The sequence below is a fragment of the Pseudoalteromonas sp. 120-MNA-CIBAN-0494 genome, assembly GCF_040308885.1.
GTDB classification, from domain to species: Bacteria; Pseudomonadota; Gammaproteobacteria; order Enterobacterales; family Alteromonadaceae; genus Pseudoalteromonas; species Pseudoalteromonas nigrifaciens.
In genome coordinates this window covers 214,595-231,350 of the sequence record NZ_JBEOOE010000001.1, presented here as the reverse complement: position 1 = coordinate 231,350, position 16,756 = coordinate 214,595, and the positions used below count along the sequence as shown (strand labels likewise).

The following is a 16,756-nucleotide window of genomic DNA, read 5'->3' as shown; positions in this document are numbered from 1 at the left end:
ATTCAAATACGTAAATACTAACTAAGATGCTTTGCTAAATAGTCGACCAACAACCTTATTTTTGGCGATAAGTGACGATTATGAGGGTATATGGCCCAAATGCCTTCATCAGGCACCCGATAGCTATCTAATAAGGTAATTAGTTCACCACTTTGCAGGTGATTTTGCACGTAGTAATCGGGCAGTTGTACTATTCCTAATCCTTTTAATGCTGCATCCGCTAGGCTATAGCCACTGTTGTATCTTAGCTTACCGGCAACGCGAATGTTTTTTTCTTTTCCCGATTCCATAAAGTGCCAATAATCAAGCGTGCCTAGTAGGCAACTATGTTTACTCAGTTCAGAAATTGCATGTGGTATGCCGTGTTTTTCCAGATATTCTGGCGATGCGCACACATAACTGGTTCTGGTTCCGAGTTTTTTTGCCATCATTGACGAGTCGGCCAGCTTACCAATACGTATAGCTAAATCGTATCCGCCTTCAACTAAGTCAATTTGTTGATTACTCAAGTAAGCAGAAACCGCGACCTCACTATATTGCAGCATAAAGTCAGAAACCAAAGGCAGTACTTGCTGCTCTCCATAAGTTACCGAAGCCGTAAGCTTTATTTTACCTTGGGGCGTTGTTTGTAAATTAGTTATAGCCCGCTCTGCAGCATCTAAGCCATCAAGCACACTGCGGCAATGCTGATAAAACACTCGGCCTTCTTCAGTTAACGACACTTTGCGCGTAGTACGATAAAACAGCTTCACATTCAGCCGGTTTTCGAGCGCACTAATTTGCCTGCTTACTTGCGCTGTAGATATTGCCATTTTTTTTGAGGCTTGCGTAAAGCTGGCATTTTCAGCAACGTGTACAAATTCACTAATACCTTCCCACTGCATGATTGTTACCTATATGTACAAGTTAATTTCAAAAATAGCATATTATCATTTTTACAGAAACAAATATAATAGCAGCCATCAACACAAAGATGCTGTGAATAAGTTAAATCGTCGATATAACGTTATCGACATTAATACAACAGCTCGCAAAATAAATAGGAAAAAATATGAGTTGGGTATTTTTATTTTTAGGTGTTATTGCAGAAGCAATGTCGCATGTGGCATTAAAACAAACAGATGGCTTTACTAGGTTACTGCCCAGCATAGTGGTGTTATTGGGCCATTTGGCTGCGTTTGTTTTTTTAGGCCAAGCAATGAAAGGCATGCCTGTAGGTATTGTGCATGCGATGTGGGCAGGGTTAGCTATTGTTACCGTTACGCTACTATCTACCCTTGTATATAAACAGCATTTAGATCTATCCACTTGGTTAGGAATGGCATTGGTGGCCATAGGCATTGCAATGATTAACCTATCGCAAGGGCATAGCCATTAATTGCTTTAAAATGAATAGCATAATTCTAAGCCAAAAATAATATGCAGCAGCGCATTATTAAGGTAACTGAACTAAACTAAAATACGTGTTTACGTTCATTTATATTAAATAATTTATTAATTAAGAGAGAACGAGATGTCAGATAAGTTTATAAAATCGAAAGCCGCCATAGCATGGGGTCCAAAACAGCCTTTATCTATCGAAGAAATTGACGTAATGCTGCCGCGCAAGGGCGAAGTATTAGTTAAAGTTATTGCCTCTGGAGTTTGTCATACCGATGCTTTTACTTTATCTGGCGATGATCCTGAAGGGATTTTTCCGGTTATTTTAGGCCACGAAGGCGGTGGTATCGTTGAGCAAGTTGGCGAGGGCGTAACGAGTGTAAAAGTTGGGGATCACGTTATTCCTTTATATACACCAGAGTGTGGCGAGTGTAAGTTTTGTTTATCGGGTAAAACTAACTTGTGTCAAAAAATTCGTGAAACTCAAGGTAAAGGCTTAATGCCTGATGGCACCACTCGTTTTTACAAAGACGGACAGCCAATTTTTCATTATATGGGTTGTTCAACTTTCTCTGAATACACGGTATTACCAGAAATTTCGTTAGCAAAAGTTAATAAATCTGCACCATTAGAAGAGGTGTGTTTATTAGGCTGTGGTGTTACAACCGGCATGGGCGCGGTAATGAATACTGCAAAAGTTGAAGAAGGCGCAACAGTAGCTATATTTGGCCTTGGTGGCATAGGCTTGTCGGCAGTTATTGGCGCAACTATGGCTAAAGCGAGCCGAATTATTGCTATAGATATTAACGAAAGTAAGTTTGAATTAGCAAAAAAACTAGGCGCTACCGACTTTATTAACCCTAAAGACTACGACAAACCAATTCAAGATGTAATTGTAGAGTTGACCGATGGCGGTGTTGATTACTCGTTTGAGTGTATTGGTAATGTTAACCTAATGCGCTCTGCGCTAGAGTGCTGCCATAAAGGCTGGGGTGAGTCTGTGGTTATTGGTGTTGCTGGTGCGGGGCAAGAAATTTCAACCCGTCCGTTCCAATTGGTAACGGGTAGAGTATGGAGAGGCTCAGCATTTGGTGGGGTTAAAGGTCGCAGCGAATTACCTGATTATGTAGAACGTTATTTAGCGGGTGAATTTAAGTTAAGTGACTTTATTACCCATACAATGGGACTTGAAGATATTAACGAATCGTTCGATTTAATGCGCAGAGGCGAAAGTATTCGCACTGTTATTCATTTCGATAAATAACGATAAACAGCAGCACTATGGTTTAATTAAACCATAGTGCTTTTTTTGTTTAATTTATAGTTACTAATCAACAATCCATCAGTTTTAAAAAAAGTAGATCCAGCCAAAAACACTTCAAAATATATAAGCATTGTTTTTAAATTTCTTTACCGCCGTGTGTTTCGGCTAAATCGTCAAGCTCTGCAACTGTGTAGTCAAAACCACTCTCGTCATAGTCATAATTAACCTTTACGCAATTGCCGCCATTAAATAATTTTGTTTTTACATCATTAATGGGCCAATTTTTAAGTAGATGTATAAATCGGTTGGCAACTTGAGAAGATTCAAAACGATAGCTAATTTCTGTTTTCATAAATAATAAGGCTCTGGCTAGTTTAACCCCCGTAGTTTGTGCATTTTTGCTAATTAGTCAAGTTTCGGTTACAAAAAATAAAGAGTAAACATGTAATTTTTATGTTTCAATTGATGTGTTAATTGCAGTAAGCACTGTTGTGCTTTAATTAAAGGTGAGAACAAATTTACATGTACTATAGAACTTTTTTACTAGCAAGCTCTGCTTTGTTTATCAGTGCTTGCGGTGGCTCTGGCTCAGATGAGACAGCAGTTATAAGCACAAATAAAATCCCCTCCCTATCAATAACCAATATCAAAAACGATATAGTTAAAGGTCAAACTATTGACTTAAATGCAACAGTTGGCGATGCCGATGGCGTTATCAGTAGTGTTGTGTGGGAACAAACTGCGGGGCTTAAAGTACTTAATGCACCTGTAAATGCCAGTAGTATCACTATTACTTTACCAGATGCGCAAAGCCATGCAGCAATGGAGTACGCTTTTAGCGTAACGGCAACCGATAATGAAGGGCTACCAACGTTAAAACTGTGAGTTTTTTTTGCGCGTAATAGTATGGATGAAACTGCTGCCGCACGTATATTACAGCAAGGCAGTATGGGCCCCACATTAAGTGAAATACGCCAAGCTCAAGGGTTAAGCGAACAGCAGTGGCTTGAGCAACAAATGGCGTTACCAATTAACTACCATCGTGGTTATTTAGTGAAAAGCCCTGATGGAAACAAATTTCAGTATATTAATAGGATTGATGCGTGGTGGAAGGGGGGGTTGCATAGCAACGATCAACTACGCCAACGTGTTGCCTTTGCATTGAGTCAAATATTGGTTGTATCGGATGCAAGTAGTAATGTAGGTAATCAGCCCGAGGGCATGATCACTTACTACGATATTTTGCTTAAACATGCTTTTGGTAACTATAGAGAGCGACTAGAAGACGTAACGCTGTCGCCAATTATGGGTACTTTTTTAAGCCATTTAGGGAATGAAAAGGCAAATGATGAGCTTAATATTCGCCCAGATGAAAACTACGCCCGCGAAGTAATGCAGTTACTTACAATAGGCCTTGAAGAGTTAAATTTAGACGCTACTCCAAAGCTTGATGCGCAAGGTAATACAATTGCCACCTACGGTCAGGCTCAAATAGAAGGATTTGCGCGCGTTTTTACTGGGTGGACATTTGCAGCTAGTGAAACTTTTAAGAAAAAAAACGTGATTATGTAAATCCAATGAAAGCGTTTAGCGAGTATCACTCTAGTAAACAAAAAACATTGTTAAATGGCGAAATTATCCCCGAGGGCTACGGACCAGAAGAAACACTGCAAATAGCGCTCGATAACCTATTTAATCATAATAATGTAGCGCCATTTATTAGTAAACAACTCATACAGCGTTTAATTACCTCAAACCCAACACCGCAATATGTTACCCGTGTTGCTCGTGTTTTTAATGATAATGGCGCTGGAGTACGAGGAGATTTAGCCGCGGTAATAAAGGCTATTTATTTAGATGATGAGGCACGCCATTTTGGCAGTGTTTTAAATTATCAAGGGAAACTAAAAGAGCCACTGATAACCACAATACAGTTTTGGCGAAATCTAGATGCTAATATTAGAACACGTGGGGTTTATACAATACCTATGGACAGGGGCCAATGAAGTCGCCCTCAGTATTTAACTTTTACAGGCCCGATTACCAACCTGTTTATTTACGTAGTGATGGCTTAGTTGCTCCAGAGTTACAAATAGCAAATGACTCTACAATAACTGGCATAATGAATAAGCACTTTGCAGATTTAGTGTGGAATGCGGCTGAAGGAAAAACATCTTTAAGTCCAAAATTACTATACGTCTATATTAAAAACGATATGAACCATCTAAAAAATTATGGCATAGAGTCGTTACTTGATCAGTACAATGTGTTGTATTTTGCCGGTTCAATGAGCCACGAAACACGCCAGGCGTTACTCGATTTAAGTGCCTATTTTATTGATAATCAAGATCGTCAGCGGGTATCGTATTTACTTTATATGATTGCTATTTCACCTGAATTTAATTTGCAGTATTAGGAGAGGCATAATGAGCATAAATAGAAGGCAATTTTTGTCATTATGTTTAAAAGGCGGGGTGTCGGCAGCGGCGCTAACCAGCTTACAACTTCAAGCATTAACGGGTTCAACAAATGCTATTGAATTGGGGGATTATAAAGCCCTAGTATGTATATTTTTATATGGCGGTAACGATTCACTAAATATGCTAATGCCGTTAGAGGGCGAGCAACGAAATTTGTATGAAAAAAGCAGGCAAAACTTGGCGGTTGCTTCGCCTATTGCGCTTAATACTAATTCGTCGTTTGCTGGTGGTGTAGGGCTGCACCCAGCGCTTGCACCCATGCAAAGTGTGTTTGATTCGGCTAACTTGGCATTTGTTGGCGGAGTAGGTACTTTGCTTGCACCAACCACGCTTGACGATTATAAAAATAAAGCAGTACCGCTGCCTCAACACTTGTTTTCACATAACAATCAACAATCAACAAGCAGCGTGGATGTATGGTCGTGAAAAGGAATCGCTAAATAATGGTTGGGGAGCGCGTTTGCTAGAGCGCTTAAATCAGCAAGATCAGTTTGCTGCAAACATATCGCTCGATGGCACCAATCTTTGGCAAACAGGCGCTCAAACTAAGGCGTTTTCGCTTAATAAAAGCGGTATCAGTAAAGTAAACGCTTTTGGCGGTTATCAGCCAAGAACTGAGCATGTAACCAATATTATGAACCGTATAATGGGTAATACGAATCATCCATTAACGGGTGCTTACGCTAATAGTTTTAATTCAGCGATAAGAAATACCCAAACAATGAATAGTGCGCTTGAAGCCGCCCCTGAACTTATTACCTCATTTAGCGATACAGGGTTGTCGAAGCAACTAGCTGCGGTAGCTAAGGCGATTAGTGTGCAAGCAAAGTTAAGTACGCAGCGCCAAGTGTTTTTTGTTTCTATGGGAGGGTTTGATACACACGATAATCAATTGAATACTCACCCTGCATTGCTTAGCACACTAGCACAAGGACTTAACGAGTTTAATAGTGCGATGAATGAGCTGAATATGGCTGACAAAGTAACGTCGTTTACTATGTCGGACTTTGGCCGTACGCTAACATCTAATGGCGATGGCACGGATCATGGTTGGGCAGGAAACCAAATCGTTATGGGAGGCGCAGTTAAAGGCGCCAATATATATGGGGAGTTATTAACTCAACATTTAGGCGGACCACAAGATACCGGCCGAGGGCGATTAATACCAAGTGTTGCAAATGAGCAATATTTTGCCACACTAGCTAAGTGGTTTGGTGTTCCTGCATCAGAATTAGGTGATATATTTCCAAACTTAAGATACTTTAATCAGTCGACATTAGATTTTATGGTTTAATTCGTTATTAATTAACCCAAATTCCATCGCAAACAGTATAAAACTGTTTGCGAATAAAAAATTCATGTAATGGAGTAAATTAATGAAAGTTTTAGTAAGTTTGGTGAGTTTAATCGCCTTTTTAATGGTTGTATTGCCCGGGCCATTATATAAATTTGGCGTTGTTGAATTAGGCACTGCGTTTGCTGGATTTAGGTTTGGTGTTTACGTGGGGGGAGCTGCGCTTGTATTACTTTTAGTGCAGGTCATATTTATGCGTAAAACAGCCACTGTAAGTAGTACTATAGTGGCCGTTGTATTTGCGGGTATTGCTATTTTTATGCCACTTAATATGATGGATAAAGCGAAAAGTGTGCCGCCAATTCATGATATTTCGACAGATGTAGTTAATCCACCAAAGTTTGTAGCTATTGCACCACTGCGTGCCGATGCGCCAAACCCAGTGGCTTATGCCGGGGCAGAAACGGCTGCGCAACAGCTTAAAGCTTACCCAGAACTGACTACCCTTAATTATGCTTACCCAAAAAGTGAGCTAGTAGTGGCTACAGTGCAAGCGATTAAAAATTTGGGTTGGGAGTTAGTTAATAGCGATGCTAGCCAAGGGATTGTTGAAGCAACCGAGACTACCACCTGGTTTGGTTTTAAAGACGATATAGTGGTGCGTATTAAAGATGAAGGCTCTCAGCGTTTTGTTGATATTCGTAGTAAGTCGCGTATTGGTCGCAGTGATTTAGGTAAAAATGCAGAGCGTATTCATACATTTGTAGATGAATTAAACGCGGTACTGGCAAAATAATTAGGGCAAACCTAAATGTTAAGTTACTAACAATTAAGTTACCAACAATCAAATGGAACCCAAGCGTACGGCTTGGGTTTTTTATCATCAGTTAGTGTTCACAGCTAAGCAAGTATACTTATTTGGTATTTATATTTTTAACATACTATGGAGTTATTATGAAAACAGTAGGATATGCAGCAAAAAGCCAAGGTTCAGAACTCACCGAGTTTTCTTTTGAGCGCCGCGATTTACGAAATAACGATGTAGAAATTGAAATATTATACTGTGGAGTTTGTCATTCAGACTTGCACGCGGTACGTAATGATTGGGGCGGTAGTCGCTACCCGTTAGTACCCGGACACGAAATTGTTGGTAAGGTTATGTCGGTAGGTAGCGACGTTACAAAATATAAGCAAGGCGATACGGTTGCTGTTGGCTGTATGGTCGACTCATGTAAAAGTTGCGATCAGTGCGATAATAACGAAGAGCAGTTTTGCCGTGAAGGCATGGTAGGCACATACGCAGGAACAGATCGTGTTAACGGCGATATGACCCAAGGTGGGTATGCTAAACATGTTGTAGTGCGTGAAGAGTTCGTACTCTCAGTACCTAAAAACTTAGAGCTGTCGCGTGTTGCACCGCTGTTGTGTGCAGGCATTACTACCTACTCGCCATTACATAAGTGGGGCGTTAAAAAAGGCAGTCGTGTTGCTGTAGTTGGTTTAGGTGGTCTTGGCCATATGGCGGTTAAAAACGCTGTCGCTATGGGCGCAAGCGTTACGGTAGTTGGCCGTAGTGAGTCTAAAAAAGACGATGCGGTTAAACTAGGTGCCCAGCATTATTTAGTGTCGTCAAACGATGATGCAATGAAAAGTGCGCAGTCAGCCTTCGACGTTATTATTGATACCGTACCGGTAAAGCACGATTTATCTATTTACACACCACTGCTAGATATTGATGGTACGCTGGTTATTGTTGGTCAGGTTGGCCCGGTTGATGAGCTAAGCACAGTGCCATTATTAATGGGGCGTCGCCGTATTGCAGGCTCACTTATTGGTGGTATTGCACAAACGCAGCAAATGCTTGATTTTTGTGGCGAGCATAATGTATTACCCGAATGTGAAATGATCAATATTGATGAAATAAATACAGCTTATGAGCGAATGGAAAAGTCTGACGTTCGTTATCGTTTTGTTATTGATATGGCATCGTTAAGTGTTTAATTACACTTAGTAATTAAAAATAAAAAGAGCCGCAAATTAGCGGCTCTTTTTAGTTAACTATTAAGCCTCTTTTGCTACAAACGATTTATTGCTCATTTGTAAGTAGCTAAGTAACCACATAATAAACCCACCAACAAAAAGAGCAGCGGCAACATAGCCTGTTTGATTTGGCGCGGCACCTTGCGCAATTGCAATGCCTCCAACCCAAGGGCCAATTGCATTAGCAACATTAAAAGCACACTGTACTAACGCGCCTATCATGGCATGCCCATTAGGAGACACATCCATTAGTAAGGTTTGTACTAGCGTTGCTAAACCTAAACTGCAGCCAATAAAAAATATAACCCCATAAAGCAGCCAAATGTTATAGCTTGCGGTTACATAAGCAAAGGCAAATACAATAGTGCAAACCAGTACTAAGCCAGTTGTTTTAATTGCAGATTTATCTGCCGCTTTACCTAATACATAATTGCCTAATGTTGAGCCAATACCAAACATCACCATAGCAATCGAAATGGTGTAGGGCGCTGTTTCGGTTACTTCTAAAATAGTATCGGCAACATAGGTATAAATACAAAATACCCCACCAAAACCAATAATTACAATCCCCAAAATAGACCAAACCAGCTTGTTTTTTAATACTCCAAACTCATTAAGTAAATTAGATGGTTTAGTGTTTTCAATATTTGGCACAACTTTATATACAAAAATAAAAGCAATAAAAGCTAAAACACCTGCACCGGCTAAGCAGTAACGCCAGCTTAAGTTTTGCCCTACTAAAGTTACCACAGGTACGCCAACAATGGTGGCAATGGTCAAACCCATAAAAACTTTCGACATAAAGCTTGCACGCTTACCTGCAGGGGCAATTTCAGAGGCTAATAAAATAGCTGCACCAAAATAAGCACCATGGGGCAAGCCACTTAAAAAGCGAAACAATACCAATTGCTCAAGTGACGTTGCAAAAGCGCTTAAGCTATTAGAAATACACATTAAGCTTAAAAATATAAGCAACGCTTTGCGTTTTCTCATGTTTGCAGTAGTTAACATTAAAATGGGCGCACCAACAACAACACCTAAAGCATAAGCGCTTATAGCGTAGCCACTTTGCGAAGGCGTTGAGCCAAAAGTTTCACTGATCAGTGGCAGCATAGGCATCATCGAAAATTCAGATAACCCTAAAATAAAAGTACCGAGCGCAAGCACGATTAATATAGCTGTTCGGTTAAGTTGATTAGATGGCGGCGCTACATCTGCGGTCATATATGAGCCCTTAAGGTTTAATTTTAAAAATGTAAATGCATAATAAATTCTGAATAGAAAATATAATGTGTATGCTTAAATTTTGATGTGAGAGGGTAATTTGTGAGGGCGCCATTCTAAGTTAAAAAAAGTACAGAGTCATGCATAAACAAGAGCGTATTAGTCTTTTAGGATTAAATTTTTATCAAGAAACCATTTTATCGCAGTGTAAGGTTTGTAATTTTGTGAGTTATAACTGCTCCTGCATTATTTTACTGGCTACATATGCAAAGCTGCTGCGCTTTTGGTTATACATAGTTGTCGCTTATTTATAGGAGTGATATACATAACCCCTACCTTACCTGAGATACAAATGAGCTGTTTAAAATTCAATCTCGACAGACAAGTGCGGCCTAGTTGTTTTTGGTTGGTTTTTAATATTTTAACTAGAAAAAAGCATTGATTAGTGTGTGTAAAATAAAAAAACGCTCATAAATTGTGTTTCTATCTCATTAATATTGTTAATATTAATGCTGATTTATTCTTTGAGATTTTACATGTTTGGCATTTCTAAAATGAACGCAAAAATTGAAGAAATGGAGCTTCAATTAATTCAAAAACAGTCTGTTTTATCGGCAATTAATGAGCATGTTGCTTATATAGAATTTACACCTGAAGGAATAATATTAGACGTGAATCAGTTGTTTTTAACAACGATTGGGTACAGAAAAGAGCAAATAATTGGTAAGCATCATAGTATGTTTTGCGAGAGCGATTATGCAAGCTCAACTGAATATAGCCGATTTTGGCAAGAATTAAAGGCGGGTAATTCTAAAGCAGGCGCTTTTTTAAGGTACAAAGCTAATGGTGATAAGCTTTGGCTTGAGGCAACCTATTTTCCAGTAAAGAATAACGGTGTTGTAACCAAGGTTATTAAAATAGCCTCAGATATTACCACTAGCTATATACAAAGAGAGTCGCAAGAAGCTATTGCCAGTGCACTAGATAAAGCGTTAGCTACCATCGAATTTACTCCCGAAGGTAATATTTTAAATGCAAATCAAAACTTTTTAGCAACAATAGGCTATAGCTTAAACCGCATAATAGGTAAACATCATAAGATGTTTTGTACTGAAGCATTTTATGAGGAAAACCCTCACTTTTGGGGTGAGTTAGCACAAGGGCAGTTTAAGTCAGGAAAGTTTAAGCGTATTAGTGCTGATGGTTCAGAAATTTGGCTAGAAGCAACCTACAATCCAATTTTAGATAACAAAGGCAGAGTAACTAAAATAGTTAAATTTGCGTCAAACATTACAGCTCGAGTTAAAAATAATAGTGCGGTAACGCAAGCTGCTGCGATAGCCTATGAGTCGGCAGTTGCTACAGTGCAAACAGCTAAAAAAGGCTCTGAGATATTACAAAAATCTGTTGTGAATTCCGACGAAATCGTAAGCCAAGTACTTAAATCGGTAGATTTAATAAAAAATCTTAATGAGCAGTCAGCTGTAATAGGTGCCATTGTTTCTACAATTAATAGCATTGCTGATCAAACCAATTTACTAGCACTTAATGCGGCAATAGAAGCGGCGCGTGCAGGTGAATACGGGCGAGGTTTTGCTGTAGTGGCTGATGAAGTAAGGCAACTTGCAGCAAGCACTAGTAGATCAACTAATGAAATAGCAACGGTTGTTAAAAACAATCAAGAGTTAACTAACAATATATCAAAACAAATAACATCAGTTTCAGATTCATCAGAACAAGGAAGAGAGCTTATTATGAGTGTGTCCGAGGTTATTAAAGAGATTGGCTTTGGGGCAGATATTGTTTCTCAAACGGTATCTAAATTGAATGTTTAGTTAATCAATTACATAATTTTTACGTTTAAAGCCGCCTCTTAAGTGCTCAAACACGCTTAATAACATTCTAAATTGATAAAGTGCGACAATATGTCGCGCTTTTGTTTTTACAGCTCATTATATAATTACGCCAATTATTACAGTGGCATAAATTAACAATGGTTTATCAAAGTAAAACTCAAAAAATATACCTACTTACCCCTGTTGCACTTTTTATTAGTAGTGTGCTATCTCCTTTAGTATTTGCCGACGATACATCTTTAGAAGTGATTGAAGTACATGGGCATGCTCAAAATAAACATTTAGTACTTGGCTCTACAGAGTCGCTATTAAGTGATTTAGGTGTCGATTTTTCAGCAGCTGGTGGCGTATCTAATTTACCTATTTTAAATGGTTTAATGGGCGACAGAGTAAAAGTATTAGTTGATGGCGCAGAAATAACGGCGGCATGCGCTAATCAAATGAATCCGCCGTTGTCTTACATTTCGGCGAACCAAGTTACGTCTTATCATGTGGTTGCCGGTGTATCACCGGTAAGTGCAGGTGGCGATAATATAGCAGGTGTAATAAGTGTTAACTCTATTGCACCGCAATACACTCAAAATAGCGATTTAGCATGGCATTCTGGTTATGTATCGGCAAAGTACAGCACTGCTGACAATGGTCGTAATTTTGGAGTAGGTGCACGTTTAGCAAGTAATACACTTAGCGTTAATTATCAGGGCTCGTTTAGTGATGCAAACAGCTATGAAGACGGTAACGGCGATGTAGTGCTTGATACGTTGTATCGCGCCCAAAATCACAGTTTAACCGCAGCTATACGCGACGATAAACAGCAGGTTGTAGTTAAGCTTAGTCATCAAAAAATTCCGTATCAAGGCTTTGCTAATCAGTATATGGATATGAGAGATAACACCAGTTACGGGGTTACAGCGCAATACAAACGAGCATTTGCGAGCAGCGAGTTTACAGGACAAGTAAATTGGCATAGCGTAAAACACGATATGGGATTTTTTAGCGCAGAAAAAATCGGCATGATGCCAATGAAAACCGACGCAGAAGATATAAGCAGCCAGTTAAAATGGCGTATAAATTTAGATAACGATAGCAGCATATTGCTAGCTCAAGAATATTACCATTATAGTATTGATGATTGGTGGCCAAGTATTACAGGCTCGGCCATGATGGGGCCAAACGACTATAAAAATATTAATAATGGAAAGCGTGAACGCATTGCACTTGTTGCAGAATATGAAAGCCAAAATAGTAAAAAACTATGGTTAAACACGGGTGTGCGTATTGAAAATATAAATACCCAAGTAAGTGAAGTACAGGCATATAACACAGGTATGCACATGGGCGGTATGCATATAGGGCCAAGTGACGCTATGGCAGCAAATACGTTTAATGCAGGGAGTAGAAATAAAACCGATACTGTAGTTGATGCAAACGTATTAATTAATTACCAAATAACTAACGTTGATGAACTGCAACTTGGTATTGCTCGTAAAAATCGCGCGCCAAACTTATACGAGCGATACAGTTGGGGGGTTAGCAATATGGCAACCACCATGATTGGCTGGTACGGCGATGGTAATGGTTATATTGGCACCCCAGATCTTGGCGTTGAAATCGCACATACAATGAGTGCTACTTATACTAAATTGGCAAAAGACGACAGCTGGCGTTTAAGCACTAATATTTGGTATACCGATGTGAGTGATTATATTGATGCTGACATAGTAAGGAACTTTAATAGTTCAGGCATTGACGGTAATAGTCGCAATATTTTGCAGTTTACTAATGTAGACGCCATTTTATATGGCGCTAAAGTAGATTTAAGTGCCAGTATTTATCAATCTGAACAGTTAGGTCAGTGGCAGTTAAAAGCAAATATAACTAACACCCGTGGCAAACGCGACGGTAACTCTAGCACTCAGCCGCTTTATCAAATTAAACCATTGCAAACCCAGCTTGGTATTAGCCAGCAAGTTGGTAATGTTGAAAACTCACTTTTATGGCAATGGGTCGATACTAAAACGAGAGTAGATAACAACCGCTTTGAAAACCAAACCGATAGCTATCATTTAGTTAATTTAAGTTCTAAAACAGTGTGGGATGCATTTACGCTAAGTGTTGAGGTAACAAATTTATTTGATCAGTATTACCAACTACCATTAGGTGGGGTTAGCATTGCTGGGTTTAAACAAGATAACGCAACCGGCTTTACACAATTAGCAGGACAAGGAAGATCATTAAATTTAGCATTAAGCTACGCGTTTTAAGGTTGAAACGGTAAATAGAAAGGCTATATAAATTTACTATGGCTTTTAAATTAATAGTTACCACTGTGGTAGTAGGTTATTGAGCGATACGCTACTTTTACCACAATAGATCCGTAAAAACTTAAAGCAATAAGCGCCTAAAAGCGCTTATTGTTGCTCAGCTTCAGGTTCAGCGGTTTGCTCAGTTGTTTGTTCTACTTTTTCGTCAGTAAGTTTTTCAAGTTTTTCGCGCTCAGCTTTTGATACATAACCTGGCTTTTTGCTTTTATGTAATTTGGCATTGGTGCGCTTGTCTTTCTTTTGAAATTTAGTAACGATTTTTTTGCGACGGTTCATGTTTAATACTCATAATTTTAAGGCGCGCATTATATAGCACCAAGTATAAAAGCAACTATATAAATATTTAACTAATTGCACTGGTTGTTATGTGATTTTACCGCAAAGCGCTGTTTGTGTGAGATGCACAAGGTTATAATTATGTTTCTTAGTGATTAATTAAATGGGAATTGTTTTGAAAAAGTTAGCGTTAGCCAGTGTTGCATTATTTGCGTTTAGTGCCCAAGCACAGTTAAATAAAAATATTGATAGTGTTGCCAATTATGCCGTAAATACCTACCAAAGCGCCCAGGTACATACACTAACCAATTTAGTATCATTTCCTACTGTGAATAAAAGCGATATTAGCGCACCACAAAATCCCGACTTTATTGGTTTTAAAGCCTTACTCAAAATGAAAGCGGCCGAGCTGGGTTTAGATTATCAGGATTTAGGCTACACAGTATTAATTGGACTTGGGGAACAAAGCGATAAAGTAACCGTAGTAACACACGGCGACGTGCAACCAGCTAATGCGAGTAAGTGGCAGCAAAGCCCATTTATTATTGATACAACATCAGAGCCTGGGCGCTTAATTGGCCGCGGTACCGAAGACGATAAAGGCGCAATAGCGACAGCGCTTTACGCCATGAAAGCCATTAAAGATAAAGGCATAACGCTTAATAACCGTATTGAGTTAATGATTTACCTTGCTGAGGAGTCTGATTGGGGCCCGCTTACTGAGTTTATGAAAACCTATGAGCAGCCAAAGTACGCAGTAACAATTGATGCGTCATACCCGGTAGTGGTGGCTGAAAAAGGTTGGAGTTTAATTGCGCCAACGTTCAATGCTACCTCGGCAAAAACAGGCGTTTATGTTAGTGATGTTGCAGGTGGTGCATTTGTAAGCCAAATACCAGAAGACGCCAGCCTAGTACTGCATAATGCCGATGCTAAGTTACTTACTCAATTAAAAGCCAAAGCCAGTACGCTTAAGCAAGTAGAGTTTAACTTTGCTCAGCAAAGCGATACTGCTGTCGCAATTAGTGTAAAAGGCGTATCGGCGCATTCATCAGAGCCAGAGTCGGGTGTTAACGCAATTGCTTATTTAGCCGAAATATTTAAAGGTCTAGTGCTTGAAAATAATAGCGATGGGCAGTTAATTAACTTTGTAAATCAGCTAATTGGTTTAGATATTCATGGCAAACAGTTTGGCGATATTGCCTATAAACATGATTTTATGGGGCCAATGACAGTGGCACCTACTGTGATTGAACGAGAGGGAAATGCCCTAACGCTTAGTGTAAATGCGCGCCGCCCTATGGGCAAAGAAGAGTTGGTGTTAAAGCAACAAATAGACAGTGCACTAGCAAAATGGCAAGCTACTAACGATGTAACATTAAGTGATGTTAAAACCATTATTGGTACGCCTATGCTACTTGATGGCGCGCCGCATGCGCAAAAGTTACTTGATATTTTTAAGCACTTTACGGGTGATCAACAAGCGGGTTTTGTCTCTATTGGCGGCGGTACTAACGCTAAGTTATTTGATAATGCGGTATCGTTTGGCCCATCAATGCCAGGTAAGCGTTACACCGGGCACTCTGAGCATGAGTTTATTACCCTTGAGCAGCTTAAACTTAACTTGCGCATGTACACAGCGATGATGATAGAGCTAGGTAATATGTAACTTTACTCTCTCCTTAGTATAAAAGGAGCATAAAAATACCGGCTAAATATAAATATTAGCCGGTATTTAAGCTTGGCAATTTAAGTTAGCAAAGTTTACATCTGGTAAGCTTTCAAATCCCGGTTTAGCAAACAAATACCCCTGCATAAGCTCAATACCCGCATTTTTAAGCCATGTATATTCTTCTAATGTTTCAATGCCTTCGGCCAATGTTATAACTCCCAGATCGCGAAACATATTTAAGCAATGAGTCACAATTGTTTGGCGTTTTGCATCTTTATCTATATCGCGTATAAGTGCCATATCAAGCTTAATAATATCGGTTTGAAAATCGGCTAATAAATTTAAGCCAGAATAACCCGATCCAAAATCATCAGTGGCTGTTTTAAACCCAAGAGACTGATAATAGTTAACAACGCGTTTTACATGGGCGGTATCTTCAATTTTTTCAACTTCGGTAAATTCAAATAAAATATTTTTTGTTGGGAAGTTATACTTTTCAGCGGCTTCTAATGTAGTGCGAATACAACGCTCAGGTTTATAAATAGCATTAGGAAGAAAGTTTATACTTAAAATGGAGTCTATTTTTAATTTTGCCGCTAATGCAATGGCTTTTATACGGCACAGTTGATCAAACGTATAGCGATTATCGACTGTAATTTTAGAAATAATAGAATAAGCCGACTCATTATTTAGCCCTCTAACTAATGCTTCATAACCGTAAATACTTTGGGTTTTACAGTTAATAATAGGTTGAAAAGCCATGGTAAAATCAAATCCGAGCTCATCTAAATCTGCGCAATTACTACATGAGACTTTTTCACAATTTATTGCTTTATCATCCATTATTATAGTCCTTTCAATTTAGAGGGGGTAATTACTGTGTTATGCTTTTATCTGTAGAAGAGCTGGTGGAGCAAGTGTAATAAAAATTGCTATATACGAAGGT

General features: G+C 39.1%; 16 protein-coding genes and 1 pseudogene. 12 read left to right on the top strand and 5 right to left on the bottom strand.

Going from position 1 to position 16,756, the window contains the following annotated elements:
* Positions 1 to 17: 17 nt before the first annotated feature.
* Positions 18 to 884 (bottom strand): LysR family transcriptional regulator, encoded by an 867-nt coding sequence (locus tag AAEY55_RS01065; RefSeq protein WP_011328872.1) that lies wholly within the window; start codon positions 882 to 884, stop codon positions 18 to 20.
* Between the two features lie 167 nt (positions 885 to 1,051).
* On the opposite strand from AAEY55_RS01065, the gene AAEY55_RS01060 reads away from it, so the two are divergent.
* Positions 1,052 to 1,378, top strand: coding sequence for a multidrug efflux SMR transporter (locus AAEY55_RS01060; protein ID WP_011328871.1), 327 nt, complete (start codon positions 1,052 to 1,054; stop codon positions 1,376 to 1,378).
* A 135-nt stretch (positions 1,379 to 1,513) separates the two neighbouring features.
* Positions 1,514 to 2,644 carry an S-(hydroxymethyl)glutathione dehydrogenase/class III alcohol dehydrogenase gene (locus tag AAEY55_RS01055; RefSeq protein ID WP_011328870.1) on the top strand — a complete coding sequence of 377 codons (1,131 nt, stop codon included), beginning with the start codon at positions 1,514 to 1,516 and terminating at the stop codon, positions 2,642 to 2,644.
* A 136-nt stretch (positions 2,645 to 2,780) separates the two neighbouring features.
* Here AAEY55_RS01055 and AAEY55_RS01050 read toward each other — a convergent pair whose 3' ends face one another.
* Complete coding sequence (locus AAEY55_RS01050) at positions 2,781 to 2,996, bottom strand: hypothetical protein (RefSeq protein ID WP_011328869.1); 216 nt, start codon at positions 2,994 to 2,996, stop codon at positions 2,781 to 2,783.
* Between the two features lie 170 nt (positions 2,997 to 3,166).
* On the opposite strand from AAEY55_RS01050, the gene AAEY55_RS18750 reads away from it, so the two are divergent.
* The 7 genes and pseudogenes from AAEY55_RS18750 to AAEY55_RS01030 all read left to right on the top strand — a co-directional run bounded on the left by AAEY55_RS18750 (position 3,167) and on the right by AAEY55_RS01030 (position 8,419).
* Positions 3,167 to 3,529: a PKD domain-containing protein gene (locus AAEY55_RS18750; protein WP_372811437.1), complete on the top strand. Its 363-nt coding sequence runs from the start codon at positions 3,167 to 3,169 to the stop codon at positions 3,527 to 3,529.
* A gap of 21 nt (positions 3,530 to 3,550) precedes the next feature.
* Positions 3,551 to 4,216: a DUF1800 family protein gene (locus AAEY55_RS18745; protein ID WP_407072701.1), complete on the top strand. Its 666-nt coding sequence runs from the start codon at positions 3,551 to 3,553 to the stop codon at positions 4,214 to 4,216.
* A gap of 5 nt (positions 4,217 to 4,221) precedes the next feature.
* Positions 4,222 to 4,650: a DUF1800 family protein gene (locus tag AAEY55_RS18740; RefSeq protein ID WP_407072700.1), complete on the top strand. Its 429-nt coding sequence runs from the start codon at positions 4,222 to 4,224 to the stop codon at positions 4,648 to 4,650.
* On the top strand, positions 4,647 to 5,060 hold the full coding sequence (locus AAEY55_RS18735) for a hypothetical protein (protein ID WP_407072699.1): 414 nt from the start codon (positions 4,647 to 4,649) through the stop codon (positions 5,058 to 5,060). Before AAEY55_RS18740 ends, AAEY55_RS18735 begins: the two co-directional genes overlap by 4 nt.
* Before the next feature lie 10 nt (positions 5,061 to 5,070).
* Positions 5,071 to 6,418, top strand: a pseudogene (locus AAEY55_RS01040) (DUF1501 domain-containing protein).
* An 82-nt stretch (positions 6,419 to 6,500) separates the two neighbouring features.
* Positions 6,501 to 7,214 (top strand): DUF1499 domain-containing protein, encoded by a 714-nt coding sequence (locus tag AAEY55_RS01035; RefSeq protein WP_182678333.1) that lies wholly within the window; start codon positions 6,501 to 6,503, stop codon positions 7,212 to 7,214.
* A 158-nt stretch (positions 7,215 to 7,372) separates the two neighbouring features.
* Positions 7,373 to 8,419, top strand: a complete 1,047-nt coding sequence (locus AAEY55_RS01030) for an NAD(P)-dependent alcohol dehydrogenase (protein WP_179807884.1) — start codon at positions 7,373 to 7,375, stop codon at positions 8,417 to 8,419.
* Between the two features lie 60 nt (positions 8,420 to 8,479).
* On the opposite strand, the gene AAEY55_RS01025 is transcribed toward AAEY55_RS01030, so the two are convergent.
* Positions 8,480 to 9,682, bottom strand: coding sequence for an MFS transporter (locus AAEY55_RS01025; RefSeq protein ID WP_208835186.1), 1,203 nt, complete (start codon positions 9,680 to 9,682; stop codon positions 8,480 to 8,482).
* A 536-nt stretch (positions 9,683 to 10,218) separates the two neighbouring features.
* Here AAEY55_RS01025 and AAEY55_RS01020 point away from each other — a divergent pair.
* Complete coding sequence (locus AAEY55_RS01020; protein ID WP_208835185.1) at positions 10,219 to 11,517, top strand: PAS domain-containing methyl-accepting chemotaxis protein; 1,299 nt, start codon at positions 10,219 to 10,221, stop codon at positions 11,515 to 11,517.
* Between the two features lie 158 nt (positions 11,518 to 11,675).
* A complete protein-coding gene (locus AAEY55_RS01015; RefSeq protein ID WP_350549695.1) occupies positions 11,676 to 13,802 on the top strand; it encodes a TonB-dependent receptor plug domain-containing protein in 2,127 nt (708 codons plus the stop codon).
* Positions 13,803 to 13,949: 147 nt separating this feature from the next.
* On the opposite strand, the gene AAEY55_RS01010 is transcribed toward AAEY55_RS01015, so the two are convergent.
* On the bottom strand, positions 13,950 to 14,138 hold the full coding sequence (locus AAEY55_RS01010; protein WP_011328862.1) for a DUF2986 domain-containing protein: 189 nt from the start codon (positions 14,136 to 14,138) through the stop codon (positions 13,950 to 13,952).
* Between the two features lie 175 nt (positions 14,139 to 14,313).
* Here AAEY55_RS01010 and AAEY55_RS01005 point away from each other — a divergent pair, with 175 nt between their 5' ends.
* Positions 14,314 to 15,807: a dipeptidase gene (locus AAEY55_RS01005; RefSeq protein WP_350549692.1), complete on the top strand. Its 1,494-nt coding sequence runs from the start codon at positions 14,314 to 14,316 to the stop codon at positions 15,805 to 15,807.
* 66 nt (positions 15,808 to 15,873) lie between these two features.
* Here AAEY55_RS01005 and AAEY55_RS01000 read toward each other — a convergent pair whose 3' ends face one another.
* Positions 15,874 to 16,653, bottom strand: a complete 780-nt coding sequence (locus tag AAEY55_RS01000) for an EAL domain-containing protein (RefSeq protein WP_350549689.1) — start codon at positions 16,651 to 16,653, stop codon at positions 15,874 to 15,876.
* Positions 16,654 to 16,756 lie beyond the last annotated feature (103 nt).